The 23,542-nt window shown below is 57.9% G+C and carries 24 protein-coding genes, 1 pseudogene and 1 riboswitch; of the genes and pseudogenes, 5 read left to right on the forward strand and 20 right to left on the reverse strand.

Features of this window, described 5'->3' with window-relative positions:
- Window positions 1–16: 16 nt before the first annotated feature.
- Genes E4U03_RS05120 through E4U03_RS05130 form a run of 3 tightly spaced genes read right to left on the reverse strand, consistent with a single transcriptional unit; the run spans window position 17 to window position 2,106 of the window.
- On the reverse strand, window positions 17–1,540 hold the full coding sequence (locus E4U03_RS05120) for an Eco57I restriction-modification methylase domain-containing protein (RefSeq protein ID WP_245207669.1): 1,524 nt from the start codon (window positions 1,538–1,540) through the stop codon (window positions 17–19).
- Window positions 1,541–1,544: 4 nt separating this feature from the next.
- Window positions 1,545–1,856 carry a class I SAM-dependent methyltransferase gene (locus tag E4U03_RS05125; RefSeq protein ID WP_135012117.1) on the reverse strand — a complete coding sequence of 104 codons (312 nt, stop codon included), beginning with the start codon at window positions 1,854–1,856 and terminating at the stop codon, window positions 1,545–1,547.
- Window positions 1,857–1,863: 7 nt separating this feature from the next.
- Complete coding sequence (locus E4U03_RS05130) at window positions 1,864–2,106, reverse strand: helix-turn-helix domain-containing protein (protein ID WP_135012119.1); 243 nt, start codon at window positions 2,104–2,106, stop codon at window positions 1,864–1,866.
- A gap of 517 nt (window positions 2,107–2,623) precedes the next feature.
- Here E4U03_RS05130 and E4U03_RS05135 point away from each other — a divergent pair.
- Together E4U03_RS05135 and E4U03_RS05140 are read left to right on the forward strand one after the other, a co-directional pair.
- On the forward strand, window positions 2,624–3,412 hold the full coding sequence (locus tag E4U03_RS05135) for a type I restriction enzyme subunit R domain-containing protein (protein WP_135012121.1): 789 nt from the start codon (window positions 2,624–2,626) through the stop codon (window positions 3,410–3,412).
- 9 nt (window positions 3,413–3,421) lie between these two features.
- Window positions 3,422–3,628 carry a hypothetical protein gene (locus E4U03_RS05140; protein WP_135012123.1) on the forward strand — a complete coding sequence of 69 codons (207 nt, stop codon included), beginning with the start codon at window positions 3,422–3,424 and terminating at the stop codon, window positions 3,626–3,628.
- Here E4U03_RS05140 and E4U03_RS05145 read toward each other — a convergent pair.
- From E4U03_RS05145 to bioA, 13 genes are all read right to left on the reverse strand, one after another.
- Window positions 3,625–5,349 carry an ATP-binding protein gene (locus E4U03_RS05145; RefSeq protein WP_167752305.1) on the reverse strand — a complete coding sequence of 575 codons (1,725 nt, stop codon included), beginning with the start codon at window positions 5,347–5,349 and terminating at the stop codon, window positions 3,625–3,627. The two genes, E4U03_RS05140 and E4U03_RS05145, sit on opposite strands and share 4 nt — an antisense overlap.
- A 175-nt stretch (window positions 5,350–5,524) precedes the next feature.
- Window positions 5,525–6,286: an imidazole glycerol phosphate synthase subunit HisF gene (gene hisF / locus E4U03_RS05150; protein WP_135012127.1), complete on the reverse strand. Its 762-nt coding sequence runs from the start codon at window positions 6,284–6,286 to the stop codon at window positions 5,525–5,527.
- An 81-nt stretch (window positions 6,287–6,367) separates the two neighbouring features.
- On the reverse strand, window positions 6,368–7,213 hold the full coding sequence (hisG, locus tag E4U03_RS05155) for an ATP phosphoribosyltransferase (protein WP_135012129.1): 846 nt from the start codon (window positions 7,211–7,213) through the stop codon (window positions 6,368–6,370).
- 24 nt (window positions 7,214–7,237) lie between these two features.
- Window positions 7,238–7,501 (reverse strand): phosphoribosyl-ATP diphosphatase, encoded by a 264-nt coding sequence (locus tag E4U03_RS05160; protein ID WP_135012131.1) that lies wholly within the window; start codon window positions 7,499–7,501, stop codon window positions 7,238–7,240.
- 350 nt (window positions 7,502–7,851) lie between these two features.
- Window positions 7,852–8,322, reverse strand: a complete 471-nt coding sequence (ribH, locus tag E4U03_RS05165; protein ID WP_135012133.1) for a 6,7-dimethyl-8-ribityllumazine synthase — start codon at window positions 8,320–8,322, stop codon at window positions 7,852–7,854.
- 90 nt (window positions 8,323–8,412) lie between these two features.
- On the reverse strand, window positions 8,413–9,036 hold the full coding sequence (locus tag E4U03_RS05170; protein ID WP_245207670.1) for a GTP cyclohydrolase II: 624 nt from the start codon (window positions 9,034–9,036) through the stop codon (window positions 8,413–8,415).
- Complete coding sequence (gene ribB / locus E4U03_RS05175; protein WP_135012135.1) at window positions 9,026–10,339, reverse strand: 3,4-dihydroxy-2-butanone-4-phosphate synthase; 1,314 nt, start codon at window positions 10,337–10,339, stop codon at window positions 9,026–9,028. The genes E4U03_RS05170 and ribB overlap by 11 nt, the downstream gene beginning before the upstream one ends.
- A 93-nt stretch (window positions 10,340–10,432) precedes the next feature.
- A complete protein-coding gene (ribD, locus tag E4U03_RS05180) occupies window positions 10,433–11,476 on the reverse strand; it encodes a bifunctional diaminohydroxyphosphoribosylaminopyrimidine deaminase/5-amino-6-(5-phosphoribosylamino)uracil reductase RibD (protein WP_135012137.1) in 1,044 nt (347 codons plus the stop codon).
- 2 nt (window positions 11,477–11,478) lie between these two features.
- Window positions 11,479–12,189 (reverse strand): nicotinamide riboside transporter PnuC, encoded by a 711-nt coding sequence (pnuC, locus tag E4U03_RS05185; protein ID WP_135012139.1) that lies wholly within the window; start codon window positions 12,187–12,189, stop codon window positions 11,479–11,481.
- Between the two features lie 139 nt (window positions 12,190–12,328).
- Window positions 12,329–12,462, reverse strand: a riboswitch (FMN riboswitch).
- Window positions 12,463–12,478: 16 nt separating this feature from the next.
- Window positions 12,479–13,252 carry a dethiobiotin synthase gene (gene bioD, locus E4U03_RS05190; protein ID WP_135012141.1) on the reverse strand — a complete coding sequence of 258 codons (774 nt, stop codon included), beginning with the start codon at window positions 13,250–13,252 and terminating at the stop codon, window positions 12,479–12,481.
- 3 nt (window positions 13,253–13,255) lie between these two features.
- Window positions 13,256–14,422, reverse strand: coding sequence for a cytochrome P450 (locus tag E4U03_RS05195; RefSeq protein ID WP_135012143.1), 1,167 nt, complete (start codon window positions 14,420–14,422; stop codon window positions 13,256–13,258).
- A gap of 14 nt (window positions 14,423–14,436) precedes the next feature.
- On the reverse strand, window positions 14,437–15,573 hold the full coding sequence (locus E4U03_RS05200; protein WP_135012145.1) for an aminotransferase class I/II-fold pyridoxal phosphate-dependent enzyme: 1,137 nt from the start codon (window positions 15,571–15,573) through the stop codon (window positions 14,437–14,439).
- Entirely contained in the window at window positions 15,570–16,931 is a 1,362-nt protein-coding gene (gene bioA / locus E4U03_RS05205) for an adenosylmethionine--8-amino-7-oxononanoate transaminase (protein WP_135012147.1), read from the reverse strand. The genes E4U03_RS05200 and bioA overlap by 4 nt, the downstream gene beginning before the upstream one ends.
- A gap of 213 nt (window positions 16,932–17,144) precedes the next feature.
- On the opposite strand from bioA, the pseudogene E4U03_RS05210 reads away from it, so the two are divergent.
- A pseudogene (locus E4U03_RS05210) lies at window positions 17,145–18,281 on the forward strand (MFS transporter).
- A gap of 134 nt (window positions 18,282–18,415) precedes the next feature.
- Window positions 18,416–18,652, forward strand: a complete 237-nt coding sequence (locus E4U03_RS05215) for a hypothetical protein (RefSeq protein ID WP_135012149.1) — start codon at window positions 18,416–18,418, stop codon at window positions 18,650–18,652.
- 6 nt (window positions 18,653–18,658) lie between these two features.
- Here the strand turns inward: E4U03_RS05215 and E4U03_RS05220 are convergent, their stop codons facing one another.
- Genes E4U03_RS05220 through rpe form a run of 3 tightly spaced genes read right to left on the reverse strand, consistent with a single transcriptional unit; the run spans window position 18,659 to window position 20,126 of the window.
- A complete protein-coding gene (locus E4U03_RS05220) occupies window positions 18,659–18,928 on the reverse strand; it encodes a tetratricopeptide repeat protein (protein WP_135012151.1) in 270 nt (89 codons plus the stop codon).
- Window positions 18,864–19,454 (reverse strand): hypothetical protein, encoded by a 591-nt coding sequence (locus tag E4U03_RS05225; RefSeq protein WP_135012153.1) that lies wholly within the window; start codon window positions 19,452–19,454, stop codon window positions 18,864–18,866. Before E4U03_RS05225 ends, E4U03_RS05220 begins: the two co-directional genes overlap by 65 nt.
- A gap of 6 nt (window positions 19,455–19,460) precedes the next feature.
- Window positions 19,461–20,126 carry a ribulose-phosphate 3-epimerase gene (gene rpe, locus E4U03_RS05230; RefSeq protein WP_135012155.1) on the reverse strand — a complete coding sequence of 222 codons (666 nt, stop codon included), beginning with the start codon at window positions 20,124–20,126 and terminating at the stop codon, window positions 19,461–19,463.
- Window positions 20,127–20,295: 169 nt separating this feature from the next.
- Here rpe and E4U03_RS05235 point away from each other — a divergent pair, with 169 nt between their 5' ends.
- Entirely contained in the window at window positions 20,296–21,648 is a 1,353-nt protein-coding gene (locus E4U03_RS05235; protein WP_135012157.1) for a Na+/H+ antiporter family protein, read from the forward strand.
- A 104-nt stretch (window positions 21,649–21,752) separates the two neighbouring features.
- Here E4U03_RS05235 and E4U03_RS05240 read toward each other — a convergent pair whose 3' ends face one another.
- A complete protein-coding gene (locus E4U03_RS05240; protein ID WP_416220615.1) occupies window positions 21,753–23,540 on the reverse strand; it encodes an RsmB/NOP family class I SAM-dependent RNA methyltransferase in 1,788 nt (595 codons plus the stop codon).
- Window positions 23,541–23,542 lie beyond the last annotated feature (2 nt).

The raw sequence follows: 23,542 nt of genomic DNA on the forward strand, positions 1-23,542 counted from the left end.
TCCTGATTAGTTGACATTAGTTGGCCTTCCTGGTTCTACGAGTTAGCATCCTTTGACGTGCGTTTTCAAGCGCCGATAGTTCTTCCAAGCCAATACCTAGCGTCATTGCGATTAATTTATTTTGCTGTGGAAGTAACTCAGAAATTGAGGCTCCTTTACGCAAAGACTCATCTAATTTTTCAAAGGAACCTAGATTAGAAATCACAGGAATAGGCGTATTGCGAATCTCACTTGGGACGAGTTCAAGAACTCCGCCACCGTAAGTTCTTCCATTCAGTTCGCAAGCCAGTAGTGTTAGTGAATTCAACCAAGTAGATGTTAACAATCTGGAATCAATTGTTGAGGAAATTCGATACGCAGTATCCGTGGTGAGGGCTTGAATATCATTAGCGATTAGTCGGGGGGCTTCATTAGATCTTTTCAGCAAACTGATATTTGTCCTGTATACAGACGGCACATGCCACCAAGGATTACGGATTCGGGTTTTATACCGAAGGTGAAGATCAAGAGACTCGCCTAGCTGCAAATACTCCTTTGCACCAGGTGAGAGGTCTGTCCAATCTGTTGCGTTCAAATCCAGGAATAGGCAAGGTAAATCAGCTTTCAAGTTAGCCTCGTGATCAGCTGAAGTGTACGTGAGCCCTCGAACGTGTGAGCTTCTGCCAAACATCGGTCGCGTATACTCATGAAGATTATATTTGTCAGCTATCGATTTAGAGATAACGAAGAATGAATTTGCGCCCGTTACAATTCCCACTTGGACAGTTGCCACATCTGAAAATAAGCGAATATTGGTGTTACCGCTCAGCGAGAAAAGGGCTTCACGTTCTGTATCAGTTAGAAGGCCATCCATCCATTTTGCCGAACCAGCTTCACGCTCAACAAATCGCGCACTATGAAAAATAGTATCTATCGATGAATTTCTGATGGTATCAGTAGAAATCTTTTCGAATGCAATTTTTGACTTACCTTGAAACCCTGCCCTTCGACGAACAGCAGCTAACAATACTGTCCTCTGCAGAGTTCCTTCAAAAAATAATTCGTCAGCGTCTAGGACAAGTATCGACTCACATGTCTTTAACAGATATTCTCTAGCAGCTCCTGCATGTAATACGCTCAGTAATTCTGCTGGAATTACCATTGCCAGACGACCACCAGGTTCCAACTCCATCAATGCCTTGATAACAAACGGTACCCATGCATTTGTATGTTTTGTAAATTGCAGTCCTAAAGTTTTATATAAATTTTGTGCCTTAAGTTGTGTACTCTCGCTAAGATACTGGTATCGAATAAAGGGTGGGTTACCAACCACAGCGTCTACTGGATTGGCCGGTTCATAATCTAAGTAATCTTGGTTTAGAACACGCCCCTCTACATTATGTAATTGAATTTTAGCTTTTTCAGCTTCATTTGGGTCAAGTTCGATAGCGGTAATATTAACTGGCGGTTGATCTAGTTCTGAAATTACTTGTAAAAAAACACCGTCACCAGCTGAGGGCTCAAGCACATTCTTTGCACCCGCAACAGCCCATTTCCCCAAAAATTCAGCGATATGCTTTGGAGTGTAGAATCCACCACGCAGTTTCTCTAGTGATTCTGATTCTAGAGGTTTCTACATTATGTAATTGAATTTTAGCTTTTTCAGCTTCATTTGGGTCAAGTTCGATAGCGGTAATATTAACTGGCGGTTGATCTAGTTCTGAAATTACTTGTAAAAAAACACCGTCACCAGCTGAGGGCTCAAGCACATTCTTTGCACCCGCAACAGCCCATTTCCCCAAAAATTCAGCGATATGCTTTGGAGTGTAGAATCCACCACGCAGTTTCTCTAGTGATTCTGATTCTAGAGGTTTCATCGATATTTTATTCCTTTATTTCCTCGGGTTGAGTAACTTCGATGACCTCACTATTATCATCAATGTTTACTTTTAACGTTGCACAAACTCTAGATAGGAATTCGGTGGTGATGTTTCCATCCTTACCCCTCTTTGCGATGATTATAGCCGATAGTCCTGTAGCCTTCCTCGAATCCTGCTTCGTCATATTCCGATCCATGAGGAGCTTCCACAGAGGCTTGTAGCTGATGGTGTGGTTCTCTTGATTCATTACGAATCCTGTTCCGATACGTCATAAACACCTTCGAGATACCCGTAGCGTCCGTTGGTCTTACTCTTTGTAAAGGTAACCTTGTCCTCCCAACAGAATCTCGTCTATCCCGGCGAGTTTATCCATGTTTTCAATTACGATGATTTGCTGTTGTCGCAACGAGCATTCCACGACTTCGTCATCTTAATCGAACCTATGTACTATTATACCAAGTGGTTGGACACCAACCGGAATTAGAGCCCTCTGATTCCGGTACGATGAGAAGTCAATAAATTTAGAATGCAGTGGAGAAAAGCGCTATTGCCATTTCCCCATTCTTCTGCCATCGAGAATCTCGGTTTTACGGTAACTAATGAGGATAGCGGGGCAGATGAAGAACTAGACATCCGCAAGGGCACCAAAAAAGCCTGATTAACTTTGTTTAGATCCAAGGGCCCTGCCGCTGAATACGCTGGTTGCTTTCTCCGGTGAACTGCCCGACCCCGACGTTATAGTGCCCGGGGTTGATACGCCCACCGTGACTGAGGCGTCCATGAACCCTGACCTCAAAGGCAGGAACCTGGCTGAGGTCTTCAACCAGGACGGCCAGCATATTCTGATCGTGGCCAACAAGTACCAGACCGGCTTTGACCAGCCCCTTCTGGTTGCCGTGTATGTGGATAAGAAGCTCTCGGGTATCACCGCTGTGCAGACCCTCTCCCGTCTCAACCGCCGCGCTGACGGCAAAGAGAACACCTACATTCTGGACTTCGTCAACGACCCCGAGCAGATTCGCGCCGCCTTTGCCGAGTACTACGAGGACGCCCGTATCGAGACCGAATCGGACCTCGACCTGGTTGCCAAGCAGGTCGACAAGCTCGACGCCGCTAGTATCTACAACCGGGCAGATGTGGAACAGTTCTGGGAAAAGTGGGTTGCACCCGGTGCCCGGCAGGCGTCCTTTGACTCCCTCATCTCTATTCCCGTGCAGCGGTTTGTGACGCGCTGGCGGGCGGCGCAGGAAGGAGTTGATGGTTCTACTGACCGAGCCGCCCTTGAGGTACTGCTGGAGTTCCGCTCAACCCTCGCCCAGTACGTGAAGTCCTACGCCTTCTTCTCGCAAATCTTCAACTTCGGCGACCCCTACTACGAGAAACTCTTTGCTTTTGCGGATCTGCTCGCGCGCAAGCTGCGCCGCTTTACCCTCGATGAGGTGTCACCCGAGGTAGTGAACGTGGACGACTTCGTACTCACCCACTACCGCCTCGAAAAGCTGCGTGAAGAGGAAGACTTGAAGCTCTCGTCCTCGCAGGCAGCTGGTCTGTAGGGCATGACGATGGCCAACACCAAGGTGGACTTCTACCACTCGAAGAATGTGCGTGTTGTTGGCCTGGCGAATAAGCTCTGGGACTACAGCTCAGATACAGCTGACCTGATTGACCATGTACGCAAGCTACCCCCGGAGCAGTTCGTGGAGTTCATGCTCGAAATGGGCCTGTACGAGCTGCTCCGGGGCGAGAAGGTGGAGGAGCTGAGCCACTAGATATTGTGGGACGTCTTAGAGAGCAAGCTCTCCGCCACCTGTTCCACACCCAGGCGGTACTGTGCGGAATCACGATCTGCACGACGCACATCCGTTAAATCAAGAACAGCCCTACTCTGTTCCTCTGGAATCTTAGAGTTAGCAATCCACAGAACCGGCACAACATTCTTGCCGTCTAACACAGACAAGTCACTTATTTGCTTTACCCAGCGAGGCGTCACCAAAGCCAAGCCAACATGAGGTATCTGCTCGTCAGCGTCCGCCCCAAAGGTATCGGCCAGACCTGTCGAATCATCATCAAAGATGAGCTCAACACTCAATCCAGACAGGCCTTCAACAGCATCAGCAACATCTTCAGCAAAACCACAAATATTCCCTGCTAACGCAGAGCCCCCATCAGCCGCAGCGAAACTAGCAACGACACGCAGGTCAACATCGCCAGTGTTCTTAGAGGGCTCAAGCTCTGCCCGTGGCTCAATCGCAGTTGCGCGCGCTCTGTTCATCAGCCCCTGCCACAAACTCGCGTCCCACAAGGCGGCCAAGGGAAGTGCCCATATGTTCTCACCTAATGGCACAGGCCGAGCCACATTACAAACGACGAAACCCCGAGCTACCCTGTCACCATACAATTTTTGAAAGGCCTTTAGCCCCTTCAAGAATTCAGGTTTTACACGCGCAGAAGCTTTCACTTCCACAGAAATGAGAGAACCCGCAGAATCACGCAAGACTACATCGACCTCAACGTCCTTGTTCTTAATCCGCTGTCGCCAATGGAATATATCCACACTACGCTCAGCCCATCCAGCATGGGCGCGTACCTGCTGCATCACCAGCGTCTCAACCAGGCGCCCTCGTACATCTGCATCAACTAACTGTGCATCACTCGTACTTACCAAAGACCGGGCGGATAAAGCCACATCTGCGGGGAAAAACTTAGCTGAAGACCGCAGAGACCTCTTTGAAGCCCGATGTAGGTTAGGAACCTCATAGATTAAGAAACGTTTTTCGAGAGCGTCGAGATAAGAATCAACTGTGCGGCGGTCCATTGAGAGTTCTCTGCCCATTTCAGAGATATTTAGCTCTGAAGCAGGGTGCCTTAAAACATAAGCCAAAATCTCGTGTGCACGCACCTGATCAAACGACTCACCTGACTTTACCCGCTGAGTTAAGATGCTTCTTATACCCTCGTCAATAGCCAGCCCTAAAGTAGAGGTCACTGAATAACCAGCAAACCGACGATACTGGGGCATACCTCCTAGAACAATCGCATCAGATTCAATATCCAGAGGTTGTACTTGTTCCCCTGTAACCGGATTTGCATCAAATAGAGCATCTATCACAGACCACGGCTGCTGATGGGGAGAGCTGATTTCTGCCTCACTCAAAGGCTCTAATGATACTCGTAAAGCCCTGCGTGCCAGAGGGTCAGTGCCGCCAAAACCACTTTGCCCGATGCTTGAAGAACCGGTAAGAACCAGACGAATTGAGTCCTGGTTCTCATCTAGAACCTGTTTCACAGCAACCGGCAGCTCAGGAACCAGCTGAGCTTCGTCGATTGCGCAGGGCCACTCTAAACCACGGAGCCAACCCACTGTATCAGCCTCAACCACTGCTCGCAGACCGGTATCAGCCATCGAATAAACTGCCTTCAGATGCCCCTCATGAGCCAGCTTGTTCACCAAGCTTGTCTTCCCCACTGCACGAGCGCCTTCGATAATCACGACAGGCGCAACAGCAAGTAGGTCAAGTATCTTGGGCTCAAGGAATCTGGGATAGAACGTCATAGGTCAAATTGTACATTCGATGCACAAAATTTTGCACATAGAAGGTACAAGTTGTTAAAAGCACTAGGTGGATTAACTAGTTCACCTCAGTAGTCATCATCAAGATGCTTTCCTACCGTACTTCGTACCCCGCCGCTCGGATTTCGTCCTTCACTTCCCCAATGCTGACCTCGCCAAAGTGGAAAATGGAAGCGGCCAGCACAGCGTCCGCACCTGCTTCGATGGCGGGCGGGAAGTGCTCGGCGGCGCCCGCGCCGCCCGAAGCAATCAGGGGTACGGTGACGACAGAGCGCACCGCGCGAATCATGGGCAGGTCAAAGCCGGCCTTGGTGCCGTCGGCGTCAATGGAGTTCAGCAGGATCTCGCCCACACCTCGCTCTTGGGCCTCAGCAACCCATTCAAGCAGGTCAAGCCCGGTGGATTTGCGGCCGCCGTGGGTGGTCACCTCGTAGCCGGACGGAGTGGCGCTCGACTTCTTGGCGTCCGCTGAGAGCACCAGCACCTGGGAGCCAAACCGCTCGGTTATCTCGTTGATGACCTCGGGCCGGGCAATAGCCGCAGTGTTGATAGAGGCCTTATCGGCGCCGGTGCGTAGCAGGCGGTCGACGTCCTCAGCGGTGCGCACTCCCCCGCCCACAGTCAGCGGGATAAAGACCTGCTCAGCGGTCGACGACACCACATCGAAGGTGGTCTGGCGGGCAGAAGAAGAGGCGGTGACGTCCAGGAAAGTCAGCTCATCGGCGCCCTCAGCGTTGTAGCGCTTGGCGAGTTCTACCGGGTCGCCAGCGTCGCGCAGGCCCTCAAACTTGACGCCCTTGACCACGCGGCCGGCGTCCACATCAAGACACGGAATAACACGAATGGCAACGCCCACGGGCGCGCCCCCTTTCCTTGAAAGCAAAACTGAAGCGGCGGCATCCGCCCATATCAGGGGCAAGGACGCCGCCGGGTAAAGTTACAGGCGCGCGGCCTGAATGGCGGTGACTAGGATGCCGCGGCCGCCGATCTCGTAGAGGGAATCCATGACCTTATTCGCCGCCTTGCGCGGCACCATGGAGCGCACGGCAACCCAGCCCTCGCGCGAGAGCGGCGAGATGGTCGGGGCTTCAAGGCCGGGGGTCAGGGTGGTGGCAGCCTTGAGGTTAGCCTCTTCGATGTTGTAGTCAATCATCACGTACTGGCGGGCAATCAGTACACCCTGCAGGCGGCGCTGTAGGCGTTCAAGACCGGCGTGGTCCTCAACGCCGGGGCGCTTAATCAGCAGGGCCTCGGAGCGCATAATCGGGTCGCCGAAAGGTTCCAGGCCGGCCGCGCGCATGGTGTTGCCGGTTTCCACGACGTCGGCGATGGCGTCCGCAACGCCCAGACGAATCGAGGACTCAATAGCACCGTCCAGGCGCACCACCGACGCGTTGATACCGGAGCGTTCCAGGTAGTCGGTCAGCAGGCGCTTGTAGCTGGTAGCAATGCGCTTACCTTCAAGTTCGGACGGGTCGATGTAGGTACCGGCGGGCCCTGCCAGGCGGAAGGTGGAGCGAGCAAAATCGAGCTTGAGCGCTTCCTCAGCGTGGGTGCCGGAGTCGAGCAGCAGGTCACGGCCGGTGATGCCGACGTCCAGGGTACCCTCGCCCACGTACACGGCGATGTCGCGGGGGCGCAGGTAGAAAAATTCGACCTCGTTGTCCTGGTCAACGAGCACCAGCTCGCGGGAGTCGCGGCGCTGGAGGTAGCCAGCTTCGGTTAGCATGGTGATGGCAGCCTGAGAGAGCATGCCCTTGTTAGGAACTGCAACGCGCAGCATAGGTTTTTCCTTTGCAGTGATGGTTTAGAGGTACTTGTAGATATCTTCGGGAGTCAGTCCCTTGGCGATCATCATGCACTGCAAATGGTAAATCAGCTGTGAAGCCTCTTCAGCGAACTCGGCGTCAGACTGGAATTCAGCGGCCATCCAGACTTCCGCTGCTTCTTCTACGATTTTCTTGCCGATAAAGTGCACGCCTTTGTCGAGTTCCGCAACGGTGCCGGAGCCCTCAGGGCGGGTTTCAGCCTTTTCGGCTAGCTCTGCGAATAGGGTTTCAAAGTTCTTCACGGTCTCTAGCGTACCGCTCTTTGAGGTGCTGACGTTACCGAGCAGGTTTAGATTTCATCTTTCGGTCACGCGCACAGGATGAGATGCTCGGACGGACGCCCGCTCCACCGCCCACGACAGAGCAGGAGGGCGGGCGTCCGCGATTTCTTACAAGGTGCTGTAAATCTTGTGGCGGGTCCCTACCGGGAAGTCATGCCTAAATCTTTACGGAGCTCCTGTAGCTGAAAAACACGAGCCTCAGCATGCATGTCGTTTACTAAACGCTGTAGGTCTTGAGAATCGACCGGGCGCATTTGTTTTAGTTCTTCAAGATCGGCAGCGAGCGCGAGCTTGGAGCGCCTTGAATGCAACTAAACCTGATTGAGTGCTACCACGGTTTCCAGCGCCGCTGCCATGGCTTCGTAGCCCTTGTCTTCGTTGGAGCCGGGCAGGCCGGCACGGTCGATGCCCTGCTCTTCGGTGTCGCAGGTCAGCACGCCAAACCCGACGGGGGTTTTGGTTTCTACAGATATCTTGGTCAGGCCGCTGGTGGCGGCGTCGCAGACGTAGTCAAAGTGCGGGGTTCCGCCGCGGATGACCACGCCCAGGGCGACGAGCGCATCGTACTTCTCAGCCAGGGTTACGGCGGCTACCGGCAGTTCGAAGGTGCCGGGCACGCGCACGATGGTCGGTTCGATACCTGCGTCCGCGGCGGCACGACGGGCACCGTCGAGCAGGCCGTCCATGATCTGGGTGTGCCAAGATGCCGCAATCACGGCGACCTTCAGACCTGCGGTGTCTGCGGGGTTGGGTTTGGGGGCGGGTGCTCCTGCTCCGCTCATAGTGTTCTCCTTAGGGTTGGGTTTGGGGTAGGTACCAGCTAATTCAGAAATGACCACAAACTAGATGGGTTTTTCTGACTCAGATGGTACCTAGTTGAGGATGTGGCGCATACGGTCGCGTTTGGTGGCGAGGTAGCGCTCGTTTTCGGGCCGGGGTGCAATCACGTCGGGCACCAGCCCGGTCACCTGCACTCCCAGCTCGATCAGGGCTTCCGCCTTGGCCGGGTTGTTAGTGAGTAGGCGGACGTGGGTCAGCCCGGCAGCTTTCAAGATGGCGGACGCCTGGGTATAGTCCCGTGCGTCTGCTGGGAAGCCCAGGTGTAGGTTGGCGTCGAGGGTGTCGTCCCCAGCGTCTTGTAGGGCGTAGGCTCGTAGCTTGTTGACTAGGCCGATGCCTCGCCCTTCGTGCCCGCGCAGGTAGAGCACAGAACCGCCCAGTTCCTGTACGGTGGCAAGAGCTTTTTCCAGTTGGGGCCCGCAGTCGCAGCGATGGGACCCCAGCAGGTCGCCCGTGGCACATTCGGAATGGAGCCGAACCAGGTGGTCTTGCCCTTCCTGCTCAGGTGTGAGGGGGCGTCCGTCCGCGCCGACTGCGGTGGCGAGCATGTGCTCGGTGCCGTCGGCAAACTCGTAGGCAGACACGGCGAAGGTGCCGTGAGGGGTGGGTACCAGTACCGGCTCGCTACTGGCTACCAGGGTGTTTTTATCGGTCACCGTCGCGCTCCTGCAGGTAGGTGACCAGGTCAGCGATGGAAATCATGGGCATGTTGTGCTGGGTGGCGAAGGCACGTAGGGCGTCGAAGCGCATCATGGTGCCGTCGTCGTTCACGATTTCAGAGATCACGCCGACCTCCGATAGGCCCGCGAGCAGGGAGAGCTCTACCGCTGCTTCGGTGTGGCCGGGGCGCTGGCGCACTCCCCCATCGACTGCCCGTAGGGGCAGCACGTGGCCGGGGCGGGTCAGGTCACCCGCAGAAGACGCCGGGTTGGCAAGTACCTGTACGGTACGGGACCGGTCGGCAGCTGAGATGCCGGTGGTGACACCGTCGCGGGCATCGCAGGTGACGGTGTAGGCGGTGCCCTTGGCGTCCTCGTTCACTGCAACCATGGGCGGCAGGTTCAGGGCATCTGCCCGGGCGGCGCTCATAGGGGCGCAGATGACGCCGGAGGTGTAGCGGATGGTGAATCCCATGAGTTCAGGGGTGGCGTGTTCGGCGGCGAAGATGATGTCACCTTCGTTTTCGCGGTCTTCGTCATCGACCACGACGACGGCCCCGCCCCGGGCAATTTCGGCAACCGCCCGGTCGATGGTGTCGAGGGCGGCGGCGCGGTGTTCCCAGCCACCAGCGCTACCAGTGGGGGTAACGCCCAGACCGGTAACCGACCCCGATACCGCCAGAATACGCTGCACATACTTGGCAAGGGCATCGGTTTCGAGGTTGACGGTATCGCTCACAGTCAGCTCGCCTAAGGTGGTGGCTTCAAGTGTTGCGGGGATCAGACCTACCTCGAACCAGTGGGTGTCGGCCTGCGGGTGGGATACAGCGGTGACGGTCAGCGACGCACCCGAAACAGTGATAGACCCCTTCTCGGTCAGGTGGGCTGCCATATCCCGCGGCACGCGCACGCGCACGGTACGCCAGGATTCGTGGTCTTCAATCTTGACCACGGTGCCGAGCCCGTCCACGTGGCCCTGCACAACGTGACCGTCAAAGCGTCCGTCGGCTGGCATGCAGCGCTCAAGGTTGACGCGCGCGCCAGGGGCCAGCTGCCCCAGGTTGGTGCGGCGCAGGGTTTCGCCCATCATGTCGGCGGCGAAGTAGCCGTCGGCAAGCTCGCGGGTGCGGGTAGCAGTCAGGCAGACGCCATTGACGGACAGGGAGCTACCGTGTTCCAGGTCGTCGATAATCGAGCCCGCCTTGATCGTCACAACGGCTGATTCAACCCGGCCCGAGCTATCGAGTACGGGTTCAAGAGATTCTACGGTGCCGACAGCGGCAATGATTCCGGTAAACATAGGAAGTCTTTCAGAAAGTTTCGGAGATTAGTTTGTTTGGGGTAAGCGAGGCAGAATCACAGCGAAGCTGCTGGCTCGCTCCCTAAGTAATCTCTAGGACACAGGTATGAGGCGAGTCAGAGTATCCACACCTAGAACATCTAGAGCGGAAGTCTGCCCTGCTGGGTCGAGCTGCCAGCGCCTTGTCTGGTTCAGTCTGTTGATTCCAAGGTCGCCCAGGGCTGGTTTTCCGGCGCCGAGCAGCAGGGGTGCTCGGTACCAGTAGAGTTCGTCGACGAAGTTGGTGCGGATGAGGGCGGTGATGAGGGTGGGGCCGCCTTCTACCATGAGGTGGCGCACTCCCCTGGCGTGTAGGTCGGTGAGTACGGTGGCTAGGTCGTGGGTGCGGTAGTGCAGGGCACTGCCCTCTGCTACAGAATGGGCCAGGTGGCTGCCCTCTAGCAAAGCACTTTCCCCCACCACCACGCGCAGGGGCTGATGCTCGGTGAGCTGCCCGGTGCCCGTCCGCGCGGTGAGGTGCGGGTTATCGGCCTGCACAGTCCCGGTGCCGACCATGATGGCGTCGGCGCGGGCGCGCAGGGCGTGGCCGTCGGCGCGGGCTTCTTCCCCGGTGATCCACTGGCTTGTTCCGTCGGCGGCTGCGATGTAGCCATCGAGGGAGCTTGCGATTTTGGCGGTAACGAAAGGACGCTTCCCGGCAGCTGCTGCGAACCAGCGGGCGTTGAGGGCGTAGGCTTCGCCTTCGAGTACCCCGCCGCGCACGGTGATGCCCTGGGAGCGCAGGTAGGTGGCTCCCCCGGCGGCGTCCTCGGTGGTGTCGGTGTAGGCGTAGATGACCTCGGCGATACCGGCCTTGGCGATGGCAACGGAGCAGGGGCCGGTGCGGCCGGTGTGGTTGCAGGGTTCTAAGGTGACGTACATGCGGGCCCCGCGCACGTCGATTCCGGCTTCGCGCGCGTTTGCTAGGGCGTTAGCTTCGGCGTGGGGGCTGCCGGCGCCGCGGTGCCAGCCGGTAGCAAGCAGCTGCCCGGTGGCGTCCACAATTACTGCCCCGACCAGGGGGTTAGCCCCGCGCACGCCCTTGCCGGCCTTATCGAGGGCAAGGCCCATAGCCTGGGTGTCGGTAAGGAGTGCCATGGTTAGCGTACGTCGACGGTGGGGTCGGGGAAGGCTGTTTCGACCTCAACCTTGCCCATTTCGCGGTTGCGGGTGCGCCACCAGACGAAGAAGCCGGTGAGGGTGAAGGCCCCGTAGAAGAGGTACATGAAGGCGCTGGCGTAGTAGCCTGCGGACCAGAGCAGGGGCACGCCGACCACGTCCACGGCGACCCAGACCAGCCAGAACTCTACCCAGCCCTTAGCCATGCCGTAGGTGGCGAGCAGGGAGCCGGTGAAGATCCAGGCGTCTGACCAGACCGGCTCGTAGGAGCCCAGGGCGCGGAATATGGGGGTCAGAACGCCGGTGCCAACCAGCATGAAGGCCACCATGAAAGCTCGTTCGCGCCAGCTGGCCCACTGGGGAATCACTGCTGCCTGGTCTGCGTCGCCGGTCTTGCGGGTTTGGTTCCAGCGGTACCAGCCCCAGACGGAAACGGCGATGAACATGATTTGGCGGCCTGCCTGCCCCAGCAGGTTAGCGGTGCCGTAGGTTGACCCGAAGAGGGTGCCTAAGAAGACGGTGAGCAGAAGCAGGTTGCCGAGAATGCCGACGGGCCATGCCCAGACTTTGCGGCGCATGCCGCCGAGGGCTGATAGTAGGCCAAAGATGTTGCCAAGGACTTCGCGCACCAAGAGGGACTGGTTATCACCAATCGCAATTTGAGCGTCGAAGAGCCACCGCAAGAAATCCATAAAAACTCCCAAAGCGAGTGGCTCCGGGAGAACAAATCGAGGGTACCCGGTGTTGGCTGGCTTCGGTGGGCGTCGGTGAGGACGCCGGTGGGCCAGGCAGTCGGGTACGGCAGGTGCCGCTGGGGCACCTTACGGTTTGCTCGTGCTACCTTCCATCCAGACTGTACTGTCTGCCAAGGAATTCCACCTTGCAGGTATCGGGCACGTGAATGTGCCGTCAATTAGCGGGCTGTCACCGCAGGTTCGGATTTTCACCGGGTCCCGGAGCACGAATAATTAGCTATAGGCATTATGACATATCCAAGGCTACCAGCGCATGTTGCATCCATTGGGAAGAGTCCTGCCTAAACTGCCTGATCTCTTGCTCGCTGAAAGGTAGGGCTTCATCTCCCCCCACCACAAAGGACTTTCCAGCGCCAGCAGGTAGTGTGGCTAGCACGGTAAAGCCCTGGCGGGCCAGAGACTGAAGGTTACTTTCTTCAACTGGCTGGGGGTTCTGAGGCCAAGAACCTATGATGACGCCACGAGTCTCAATGCCCCGCTGACCAAGGTAGTCAGCGGTCAAAGCGGTGTGGTTCAAGGTCCCCAGCCCTGCCCTGGCGATAATAAAGGTCACGGCCTCTGAGGGCAGGAGCCTGATTAGGTCAGCCTGGTTTTGGGAGGTGTAACCGGTTCCGGTGCTCAAGGGGACAGTAAGATCTACCGTCACTCCACCAGCACCTTCAACGATGACCACATCAAACTGGTCAGCTAGCTCCTGGATAGCCTCTTGGTGTTCCTGTAGAGATGGCAGGTCTTTATTCTCGCGATTCTCGCGTTGGGCGGCAGCTACCGGTGCCATCGGGTACAAGAAACGAACGCCTTCGTAGGGGCTAGCGCCTGAGAGAGCTGCCGCGTACTGAACATCGCCCATTTCTTGGGGTTGGACACCGGTCTGTGCCGGCTTGTAGAGGGCTACCGAACGCCCCTGGTTCACCAGTGCAGCAGCCAGGGCAGCCGTCACCACGGTTTTGCCCACATCGGTGTCGGTTCCGACGATGTTAATGATGGTGCTTTCAGACATGACTTACTTGCTTTCAGCGATTTTGATTTTGACGTCGTTTGCTGCCCGGAAGGAGAGCAGCTCGATCCACTGTGGTTGCTCTACTAGCTCCAGGGTGTGGTTCTGGTCTTCTGCCCACCGTGCCCATTCGTTGATAAGCCAGGTAGATTCGGACTCAGCCAGCAGGGCGCCAAGGCAACGATGCAGACCCCAACCGAATGAGAGGGAAGTATCGGGGTTTTCGTTCTCTGAGGGGCGACCAGAGAGTTGCAGTAATATTTCTGCCCCCTCAGAATAGGTGCGCCCGCCCACTGTGGTTTCTTCTGCAACCATGCGGCGCCAGGTTGGTACAGAAGATTGAGTTTCGAGGACGCGGCGCACTAGCAGATTTGCTTGCTCAGGGTCTGCACACTGCTTGAAGGTAATATCTTTTTGGCCGGTGAGGGCGTAGTACATGATGCTGTTGATTAGGAGGGTGGTGGTGTATTGCCCTGCCACGGTGAGGAAAAAGGCCAATGAGGTCACTTCGGCCTCGCTCTTACCTACTTCATAAAGCTTTCCGTAGAGTGATGAAGGATTGCCCTTGCAGTAGGTAACCATGCGACGTAGGGTTCGGTGGAGTTTGCCGACACTGTGAGCTAGTTCTTCCTGACGTTCAGCGTCCGGCCAACCCCAGAAAAGTTCTAGAGCATCAATGGAGTGGGCCCAGAGAGTTCGATCGTCGAGATTTACTGCTTCTCGTACCTGCGGATTTACCCCAGTTAGGTCCCACATGAGCATGGTTGGAACCCCGTGGGAGAGATCGTAGAAGGCCTGAGTTATGTTCTGGGAATCCGGTGTGATGGCAGAGAGGTAGCGGGATATGGCGGAGCGTACTGAGCTTTCTTGGGCGCGGACGCGTGCTGGAGAGAAGAATGAAGCAACGATTGAGCGCACCTGACGATGGGTTGCGCCGCTTGCACTGGCCAGAATCGGAGGCAGTTCGAACTTGTACCTCAGAAGGATTCGGAGGGAGGTTGGGCTGAGATCTACTGCGGCGGTTAGGGCGTTCCCGGGAACAAAGATATCTGGGGCGCCTAGTATTTCTTTGACCTCCTTGGGGTCAGAGACCAAGGACAAAGAGGCTGATGCCCTGGTCATGCCGTAGTCGTCTTTGAGCTTATCGAAGGGGCAGGTGGGTTGCGAAGTCACGGGGATCCTCCTGGTTACTGTAGGCTTTCCAGATGTTCATTGATAAGGTTAAGGGCCTGGTCAAGGGTGCCTTTTTCGATATCGGCGCAGGCTGTAAAACGCAGTCGGCTGATTCCGTCAGGCACTGCTGGCGGGCGGAAACATCCCACCGCCACTCCGGCAGCAAGTAGCTCTTGGACAAGTTTTGCTGTCGCAGCAGACCCTGCCCTCATAGGGAGGGACTGGACAGCGCCGCTACTTTGGTTCAGCCCCAAGGCCTTACTGATGTGGGCAGCATTTGAGAAGAGCTGGCGGGTGAGAGAATTGCCTTCGTCTGCGATAATGCGAGCTGCCCGACTAGCTGCAACAGCATTGGCAGGGGCTAAGGCCGTATCGAAAATGAAGGTTCGGGCGGTGTTGACCCAATAATCTCGAAATTCTGCTGGCCCTAGAATTGCTCCTCCCATGGAGCCTAGGGCCTTACCCAAAGAAGCGGTGATGATGAGGTTGTTGGCTCCTGCAATACCCGCTTCGTGGCAGCGTCCTGCACCCTGCCCTAGGACCCCCACAGAGTGAGATTCATCCACAATCAGCAAAGCACCATAGGCAGTGGCTAAATCGAGGAGTTCTTTCACCGGTGCGCTATCGCCTAGAACAGAAAAGATGCCCTCTGTGATAATCAGGGTGGGCTTGCCTTCCTGCTGGTCTAAGCACTGGTGCAGGTGCACCAGGTTATTGTGCTCAAAGAGGGTCACTCTTGCTGTTGAGAGGCGGGCACCATCATGAAGTGAGGCATGAATATGCTCATCCATAAGAAGACTGGTACCGGGTCGTCCTAAGGCAGCTAGCACAGCCAGGTTAGCGGTGTAGCCACTTGAAAAAATTAGGGCGCTTTCTGCTCCGGTGAGGTCAGCTAGAGCCTGTTCAGCCTCTTGGTGGGCGAGGGTTGTGCCGGTCACTACCCGTGAGGCGCGGGCTGAGGTTCCCCATTTGTCCAGAGCGCAGTGGGCAGCATCAATCACTCGTGGGTCTTTAGATAGCCCCAGGTAGTCATTCGATGCAAGGTCGCACCAGATTCCGGTGATCGGTTGGGTGGCTCGTTCTCTGCCTCTTCGCGATCGTACCCGTGCTGATCGGGTTAGCAGGGGGTTAAAGGCGTGGGGTTGGTTCATGATGGGTAGACCTCTTGGATGGCGCCGATGAGCCCGGCGGTGAGCTGTTCTAGTTCGTCGTTGGTGCAAAGATAGGTGGGCATGGTGTAAATCAAGTTGCGGAAGGGCCTGACCCATACTCCGCGTTCTAGGGCTGCCTGGACGATTTCAGCGGTTTTTACGGGTGTGGCGAGTTCGATGACGCCGATGCCGCCGAGGGTGCGGACGTCTTTTACCGGTTCGAGGGGGCGGGCGGGTTCAAGGCCTTTGACGAGTTGGTGGGTGAGCCGTGGGACGTTGTCTTCCCAGCTACTCTCTGAGGGGATTGTTCCTGTGAGCAGATCAAGGGAGGCTGATGAGACTGCGCTGGCGAGGGGGTTGCCCATGAAGGTTGGTCCGTGCATAAGGGCTTTGTAGGTGGAGTTGCTGATGACTTGAGCGATCTCGGTGTGGACGATGACTGCTCCTTGGGTCATGTAACCGCCGGTCATGGCCTTGCCTACGGTCATGATATGAGGGATGACGTCAGCCCAGTGGGAGGCGAAAAGTTTACCGGTGCGTCCGAAGCCTGTGGCGATTTCATCGAAGATGAGGAGAAGCTGGTGTTGTTCGGCCCAGGTTTTGAGTCGTTGTAGGCATTGTGGATGGTAAAAGTGCATGCCGCCAGCACCTTGAACGATGGGTTCAACGATGATGGCTGCACTTTGCGAAGCGTGTTTAGCGATAATATAGTGGGCTGCTTCTTCCCAGGCGGTTTGTTCTGCCTGGTCTACTGACCAGGTTTCGGCTTCTGAGTCATAGGTGGCTACTGGTGGTTGAGGGAGGAAAAATTGGCTTTGTACTACCTTGCGGAAGTCTTGGTGCATGCTACTTTGGGGGTCTGAGACTCCCATGGCACCTATAGTGTCGCCGTGGTAGCCCTTGCGTAGGGCAATGAATCTACCCTTGTGGGAACGCCCTAGGGCGTTCTGGTATTGGATTGCTAGTTTGAGTGCTACTTCTACTGACACTGAGCCAGAGTCGGCAAGGAAGATGTGGTCTAGCCCTTCTGGTGCTAGTTCTTTTAGTTTTTCTGCTAGCTGAATGGCTGGTTCGTGGGTTAGACCGCCGAACATGACGTGGGAAAAGAGCTGAATTTGTTCGTTGAGTACCTGATTGAGGTGGGGGTTGGTGTAGCCGTGAACCTGGCACCACCAGGAGCTCATGGCATCGAGGCCTTGGTAGGTGCGTCCTTGTTCGTCTTCGAGTGTGAGTGTGCTGCGGTGAGCAGAGGTTACTGCGTAGAGGGGGTTGACATTGAGGGGGGCGTAGGGGTGCCAGAGCAGGTTCCTATCTCGGGCTACAAGGTTTTTGCCTGCAGAAAAATATTTTTTGAACACTGTTCAAATATTGCACTTTGGAGCATTTTTTCCAACCGTAGATTTTCATTACGTCCTCGGCAGGTCATTTTCTGACTTAAACAAAACAAGGCATCAAGTAGCACCCGAAGAGGACGCTGTCCGCGCTAAAGTCAGACATTGGTTATAGTCACCACAACCTAAAAACTAGCCCCCCCCCGCACCATAATGTCCTACACACACTTTGAGGTTTTTATGCCCACAAATCTAAGTACAGGGGCACTTCACCACACTCCGGAAGTGCCCCCTACCCAAAGTTCAGAGCTCATTGAGCAGCTCGATCGCATGCCTATCACACGCAAACACGCAAAGCTCCTGGGTATAACGGGTATCGGCTGGGCCCTGGTTGCCATGGATATCGGCCTGATTTCCTTCGTCATGGCCGCCTTGATTGCCCACTGGGGTATTTCCTCGGGGCAGGCTTCCGTGCTGGGGTCCATCGGATTTTTGGGCATGGCGATTGGGGCAACCCTGGGCGGCCGTCTTTCTGACAAGTTCGGGCGGTGCGTGATTTTTGCGGGCACGCTTCTGGTCTATGGATTAGCCACCGGTTTTTCTGCCCTCGCTACGACCTTCACAGTCCTGCTGGTGCTGCGTTTCATCGTGGGGTTGGGGCTCGGCGCTGAGCTGCCGGTAGCCTCCACCTATATTTCTGAGTTTGCCCCGCGGGCTGTGCGCGGCCGTATGGTCGTTATTCTTGAAGCCTTCTGGGCGGTCGGCTGGATCCTCGCTGCCCTGATCGGCACCTTCGTCGTAAGCCGCTCCGAGGACGGCTGGCGCTGGGCCCTTGCCATCGGCTGCGTCCCTGCCCTTGCGAGCAGAGGCTGCGCGGACGCCGTCCGCCCCCGCCACGGTTGGGCAGGCCCCAACCGAGCTGGCCTAGTCAGCTCTTTTACCTTTACCCTCATTATGACCCTGGCCCAGCTACCGGGCTATGCGGTGAGCGCTTGGCTGATTGAGCGCTGGGGCAGGCGTTCCACCCTGGCTACCTTCTTACTGGGCTCAGCGCTGGCTGCGGTAGCCTACGGCCTATCCCACGACGTCTGGGCGCTGGTAGCTAGCGGCTGCATGCTCTCATTCTTCAACCTGGGTGCCTGAGGTGCCCTCTACGCCATCGGCCCAGAACTCTACCCCGGCCACCTGCGCGGTTCCGGCACGGGTGCATCTGCCGGGTTCGGCCGTCTAGCCTCTATCACCGCTCCCCTACTCGTGCCCGCCCTGATGCCGCTGGTAGGTATTTCGGGGCTCTTTGTTCTGTTTGCTCTAGCCTTCTGCACGGCAGCTGGCGCGACCTTCCTGCTGCCTGAAACCCGCGGCAGGCAGCTCGCCTAACCCCGAGACGGTCATCAGTCGCTACACTTGAGGTGCATAAAGTTTTCTACCCCCGACCTTAGGTGAGCTGTGTCTGACGCGAAACCCGCCAATATTCAAAACGTGATACCACCTTCAAGCAGGAGCACGGTGCCGTGGCGCACCTGGTCAAGCGTAAGCCCGAGCAGGCTGTCGCCCGCGCTGTGAAGGGCGCCCAGAAACTACTGGACGAGGGCCAGGGCAAGCAGGCCCTGAACGTACTGACCCTTGCCAAGCCCGTACTAGTTGCCGGGTCTAAGGACGCCGCAGCCTACTACACCATGCTGGCCACCATCCACCGCTCTATGGGCAACGAGCAGGCAGCCGAGCGGGCCGAGAAGAACCTGGCCTAAGGCTCACTAGTTACCGGGGAGCCGGTTCAGCAGCTCCTTCACAAAGGCCTCGTTATCGGCATCCCCAGCGGCGGCGTAGTGCTCCGCCGACCGCTCCAAGTAGCCCTGGGCGGCGTCCGCGTCCCCTTCTTGAGCTGTGACCAGGGCAAGCAGCTGGTAGGTCTCGGCAAGAAAAGCCTGGTCATCAAGTTCTCGGGCAAGGTCAAGAGCTTCAGTGAGCAGGGGGCGGGCAGCGTCCGCTTCCCCCCACCGCCAGCAACCCTTGAGCCTGGGCATTGCGCACGTGCATGAGCTGAACCGTGTGATTGCCCGAGGCGTACAGCTCGTACGCCTGGGCCAGATAGCTCTGGGCACCAGCTTCGTTCTGGGCTTGCCGGGCAAGTCCCGCCAGCGCCACCAGGTTGTGGGCCTGGCCTTCGGCATTCCCCTGAGCTTCATAGCCGCGCAGCCCTTGGGTGTACCAGGTCTTAGAGCGCTCGAAGTGTCCCAGTTCAGCGTGCAGGGATCCCACCTCGGTGGCGAAGTCGGGCAGCTGCTCGGCATCAGATTTAGCATCGGCCAGCAGGGCGTGGGCGCGCGTGACTTCTGTGAGAGCTGGTGCGAGATTCCCCAGGTCGCGGTTGACCTCGCTCAAAATTTTCAAGGCAAGAATCTGCCCGAAGACTTCGCCAGCACTCTCAAAACCACCAGCAGCAGTCTGCAGGATGGGCAGGGCGTCGGCCAGCTGCCCGGCGGCGATGAGTTCCTGGGCGCGGGCTAGCTCGCGGTCGGCTTCTTCAAGGGGAGTTAGGTTCTGGGTCATGGCGTCCTAGTGGGTGTGGGCGGACGCGGCAGCCCGGCGCAGGCCCGCGATAGCGGCTTCGAGGTCGTCCGCACCGTAAACAGACGAACCGGCAACAAAGCAGGTGGCACCGGCCTCGGCCGCACGCACAATCGTTTCTTCGGTGATACCACCGTCAACCTGCAGAATCACCTCAGCCCCTGAGCCCTCAATGGCGGTGGCCGCCCGCTTAATTTTGGGAAGGGTGACGTCAAGGAATGCCTGGCCGCCGAAGCCCGGTTCAACAGTCATAATCAGGAGCATGTCCAGTTCGCTGAGCATATCCATATAGGGTTCAACGCCAGTGGCAGGGCGCAGGGCCATACCCGCCTTAGCACCGCCTTCACGCAGGGTTCGGGCCAGCTTGATGGGAGCGATAGCGGCCTCCGCGTGGAAGGTCACCGACTCGCAACCAACCTCAGCGTAGGCAGGGGCCCAACGGTCGGCGTCCTCAATCATCAGGTGCACATCAAAGGGAATGGGCGAAACCTCTTTGAGACGCTTCACGACCGGCAGCCCCCAGGTCAGGTTGGGAACAAAGTGACCGTCCATCACATCGATGTGGGCGGCGTCAGCGGTCGAGATAGCGGTGAGCTCCTCCCCCAGCTGGGAGAAGTCAGCACTCAGAATGGAAGGGTTAATCAGGCAGGTCATGGGCGTCCTTTCGTTGCCGGTCTTATACCCATCGTAGTGCCGCGAGCTTGCAGGGGGCGAAAAGCAAGGCCCGTCACAGTCCAACTGGTGGTTTACGGGGATGATGCAAGGCCGTGGAGGACTACACTTTAACGGTCTTTGACATATTTATTCAACGGTTAGGAAAACTATGAACTTGGTTCTGCTTGCGGTCCTGGTCATGCTCGTCCTCTCCGCAGCACGCGTACACGTCGTCCTGGCGCTCTTCATCGGAGCTCTCGTGGGTGGTCTTCTCGGCGGGCTCGGACTGGACGGCACCATGGTCGCCTACCAGGAGGGCCTCTCGGGCGGCGCCATGCTGGCGCTCTCCTACGCCCTGCTCGGTGCTTTCGCCATGGCGGTTTCAAGCTCGGGCCTGCCCCAGCTCATCGCCAACGGCATCATTGCCAAGGTCGGCTCAGAAAGCTCAGAGACCAACCATCGCATCGAATACACCGTCAAGTGGCTGCTGCTGGCCGGTATTCTGGCCATGTCGATTATGTCGCAGAACCTGATTCCCGTTCATATCGCCTTCATTCCGCTGATTATTCCGCCCCTGCTGGCCGTCTTTAACCGCCTGAAGCTAGACCGCAGGCTCATTGCCTGTGTGCTCACTTTCGGCCTGGTCACCACCTACATGTACGTGCCCGTAGGCTTCGGCGCGATTTTCCTGAACGATATTCTGCTGGGCAACATCAAACTAGCCGGTATGGATACCAGCGGTATTAACGTCATGACCGCCATGGCCATCCCCGCCCTGGGCATGGTCATTGGCCTGCTGATTGCGGTCTTCTTCAGCTACCGCAAGCCCCGCGCCTACCAGACCGTTGAACTGGCACCCACCGAGAGTACAACCACCGAGGTCAAGAAGTTCAACGTGGTCGTTGCGATCATCGCTATCGTGGCAACCTTCGTGGTTCAGGTGGTCATGCAGTCCATGGGTACCGAGGCCAATTCCCTGCTGATTGGCGCCCTGGTGGGTCTGACCATCTTCATGGTGACCGGTGCGGTCAAGTGGAAGGAGGCCGACGACGTCTTCACCGCGGGTATGCGCATGATGGCCCTGATCGGCTTCATCATGATCTCGGCCCAGGGTTTCGCCGCGGTCATGGATGCCACCGGCGACGTTAACCCCCTGGTGACCACCGTGGCTGACCTCTTCGCGGGCAACAAGGCAGCAGCTGCCATGGCCATGCTGGTAGTGGGCCTGATTGTGACTATGGGTATCGGCTCGTCCTTCTCTACCCTGCCCATCATCACCACCATCTACGTGCCCCTCTGCCTGGCTCTGGGCTTCTCACCCCTGGCTACGGTTTCTATCATCGGTACCGCAGGTGCCCTGGGCGATGCGGGCTCCCCCGCCTCCGACTCCACCCTGGGCCCCACCGCCGGTTTGAACGCGGACGGCCAGCACGACCACATCCGTGACTCGGTGATTCCCACCTTCATCCACTACAACATCCCCCTGCTGATTGCAGGTTGGGTAGCGGCGATGGTTCTCTAATCGCCCTATGGTCTAAGGGGACCGCAAAACTTAAAAAGGACCGCGTATTATGCGGTCCTTTTTAAGTTTTGCGGTCCCCTTGTGTTCAGTGAAAGCTCAGGAGCCTAGTTCTTGCGGAAGAGGGCGAAGAACATGGCGTCGGTGCCGTGGATATGCGGCCAGAGTTGGGCGGTCGTAGCCCCCTCAGCTAGGGTGGCACCCTTGAGCGCTTCGGGGGTGAAAGCCGGGTCCAGTTCCCCGGCAAGGACGGACGCCCCTGTCTCGTCCCTGCGGGCAACGGCCCGGAGGGCAGCACCGGAGTCCAGCAGGGTCACATCGACCTTGCGCAGAATATCGTGCACGATGCTCTGGGTTTCTGCGGTGTGGGGGGAACAGGTCACATAGGCGATGAGACCGCCGGGGCGGGTGACTGATGCTGCTGCCTTAAACAGGTCGAGTTGCAGGGGCAGCAGTTCAGCGATATCGCGGGGGCTCTTGCGCCAGCGGGCTTCGGGGCGGCGGCGCAGGGCGCCCAGGCCGGAGCAGGGCACATCGACTATGACGCGGTCAAAGAGCACATCGTTGGGCATGCCCGCAGGCAGGTTGGTACCCGCAGCGACGGTGCGCGCAATCTGGCGGCCGTCACCGGCTACCACCGAGTAGGAGGCGGACGGCAGCGGTGCCAGGGAACGGCGTACCAGCTCGGCCCGGTGCTCGGCAGCTTCATTGGCCAGCAGGCGGGCCCCACGCTGGGCTCCCAGGGCACCGAGCAGGGCGGCCTTGCCGCCGGGGCCGGCGCAGAGGTCAAGCCAGTTGCTGTCGCTGCCCTCAAGGGGGGCTTCAGCCAGGGCGCGGGCAACCAGCTGGGAGCCGGCGTCCTGGGCTCGTACAATCCCCTCCCGCACCGATTCAAGGCGGGCCAGGTCACCTGCCGAGTAGAGGGCGGAGCCCTCCACCAGGGGGCCGTCCTCGGCACCGGCGGCGCGGGCTTCATCCAGGGTTCCCAAGCCCGGCAGGGCGACCAGGTTGACCACGGGTGAAGCGTTGTCGGCATCCAGCAGGGCCTCAACCTCACCGGGGGTACGGCCGTGGGCCGTCAGGGCCTGACGGAAGGAGCGCACTACCCAGGCCGGGTGAGACTTCTCAAGGGCCAGGCGGGTGAGCTCGTCGGGGGCTTCGTCTGCGATGAGGGCGTACCAGTTTTTGGGGGTTCGTTCAGAGACCCTGCGCAGTACCGCGTTCACAAAGTTAGCCGGGCCGGTGCCGATCTCGGCGCGGGCCAGGGCAACCGTCTGGTTGAGGGCAGCGTGGTCAGGCACGCGCATGGCCACCAGCTGGTGGACGCCCAAGCGCAGCACCAGCAGAATCTTGGTACCGATTTTCTCCACCGGGCGATCAACGCAGTGAGCCAAAATCGCGTCGTAGGTGCCCTGGTTGCGCAGGGTGCCGTAGGTCAGCTCGGTGGCAAAGCCAGAATCGCGGGCATCAAGCCGGGCAGAGCGAATCGCCTTGGGCAGCACCAGGTTCGTGTAGGAGTCATCCAGGGCAACAGCGCTCAGCACCTCAAAGGCCACGGCGCGGGCCCTATCTGCTGTGCGGGCGCGCTGGGAGGGAGCAGACGCCGAAAACGCCCGGTCCTTGACCGCCTTGCGGTTGCGCTCGTGCCCCTTAGTATTACGGCGGGTCTCTCCCCCGCCGCCGCGCTTGGCCTGGGGCTCGCCGCCTGGGTTGCGGTTGCCGCGCGAACCACGGGGGTTCGGGGTGCCCCCGGCCTGCCCCTGCTGGGTGCGGTCGTCGCGCTTGCGGGCCCCACTGCGGCCCTGGCCAGCCCGGTTAGCACCGGAGCGGTTAGCCCCCGCCCGGCCCTTGCCGCCGTTCGAGCGTCCGCCTGCTCCGCGTCCACCTGCGTTCATGC

Origin of the sequence: Rothia nasimurium, from assembly GCF_004569295.1 — a bacterium.
GTDB lineage: Bacteria > Actinomycetota > Actinomycetes > Actinomycetales > Micrococcaceae > Rothia > Rothia nasimurium_B.

What these genes read in the sequence shown, in the direction of transcription:
- E4U03_RS05125 (WP_135012117.1), bottom strand. Translation starts at nt 1,856, where the DNA reads ATGAAACCTCTAGAATCAGAATCACTAGAGAAACTGCGTGGTGGATTC.
- E4U03_RS05130 (WP_135012119.1), bottom strand. Translation starts at nt 2,106, where the DNA reads ATGAATCAAGAGAACCACACCATCAGCTACAAGCCTCTGTGGAAGCTC.
- E4U03_RS05140 (WP_135012123.1), top strand. Translation starts at nt 3,422, where the DNA reads ATGGCCAACACCAAGGTGGACTTCTACCACTCGAAGAATGTGCGTGTT.
- hisG (WP_135012129.1), bottom strand. Translation starts at nt 7,213, where the DNA reads ATGCTGCGCGTTGCAGTTCCTAACAAGGGCATGCTCTCTCAGGCTGCC.
- ribH (WP_135012133.1), bottom strand. Translation starts at nt 8,322, where the DNA reads ATGAGCGGAGCAGGAGCACCCGCCCCCAAACCCAACCCCGCAGACACC.
- ribB (WP_135012135.1), bottom strand. Translation starts at nt 10,339, where the DNA reads ATGTTTACCGGAATCATTGCCGCTGTCGGCACCGTAGAATCTCTTGAA.
- ribD (WP_135012137.1), bottom strand. Translation starts at nt 11,476, where the DNA reads ATGGCACTCCTTACCGACACCCAGGCTATGGGCCTTGCCCTCGATAAG.
- pnuC (WP_135012139.1), bottom strand. Translation starts at nt 12,189, where the DNA reads ATGGATTTCTTGCGGTGGCTCTTCGACGCTCAAATTGCGATTGGTGAT.
- bioD (WP_135012141.1), bottom strand. Translation starts at nt 13,252, where the DNA reads ATGTCTGAAAGCACCATCATTAACATCGTCGGAACCGACACCGATGTG.
- E4U03_RS05200 (WP_135012145.1), bottom strand. Translation starts at nt 15,573, where the DNA reads ATGAACCAACCCCACGCCTTTAACCCCCTGCTAACCCGATCAGCACGG.
- E4U03_RS05220 (WP_135012151.1), bottom strand. Translation starts at nt 18,928, where the DNA reads ATGCCCAGGCTCAAGGGTTGCTGGCGGTGGGGGGAAGCGGACGCTGCC.
- E4U03_RS05225 (WP_135012153.1), bottom strand. Translation starts at nt 19,454, where the DNA reads ATGACCCAGAACCTAACTCCCCTTGAAGAAGCCGACCGCGAGCTAGCC.
- rpe (WP_135012155.1), bottom strand. Translation starts at nt 20,126, where the DNA reads ATGACCTGCCTGATTAACCCTTCCATTCTGAGTGCTGACTTCTCCCAG.
- E4U03_RS05235 (WP_135012157.1), top strand. Translation starts at nt 20,296, where the DNA reads ATGAACTTGGTTCTGCTTGCGGTCCTGGTCATGCTCGTCCTCTCCGCA.
- E4U03_RS05240 (WP_416220615.1), bottom strand. Translation starts at nt 23,540, where the DNA reads ATGAACGCAGGTGGACGCGGAGCAGGCGGACGCTCGAACGGCGGCAAG.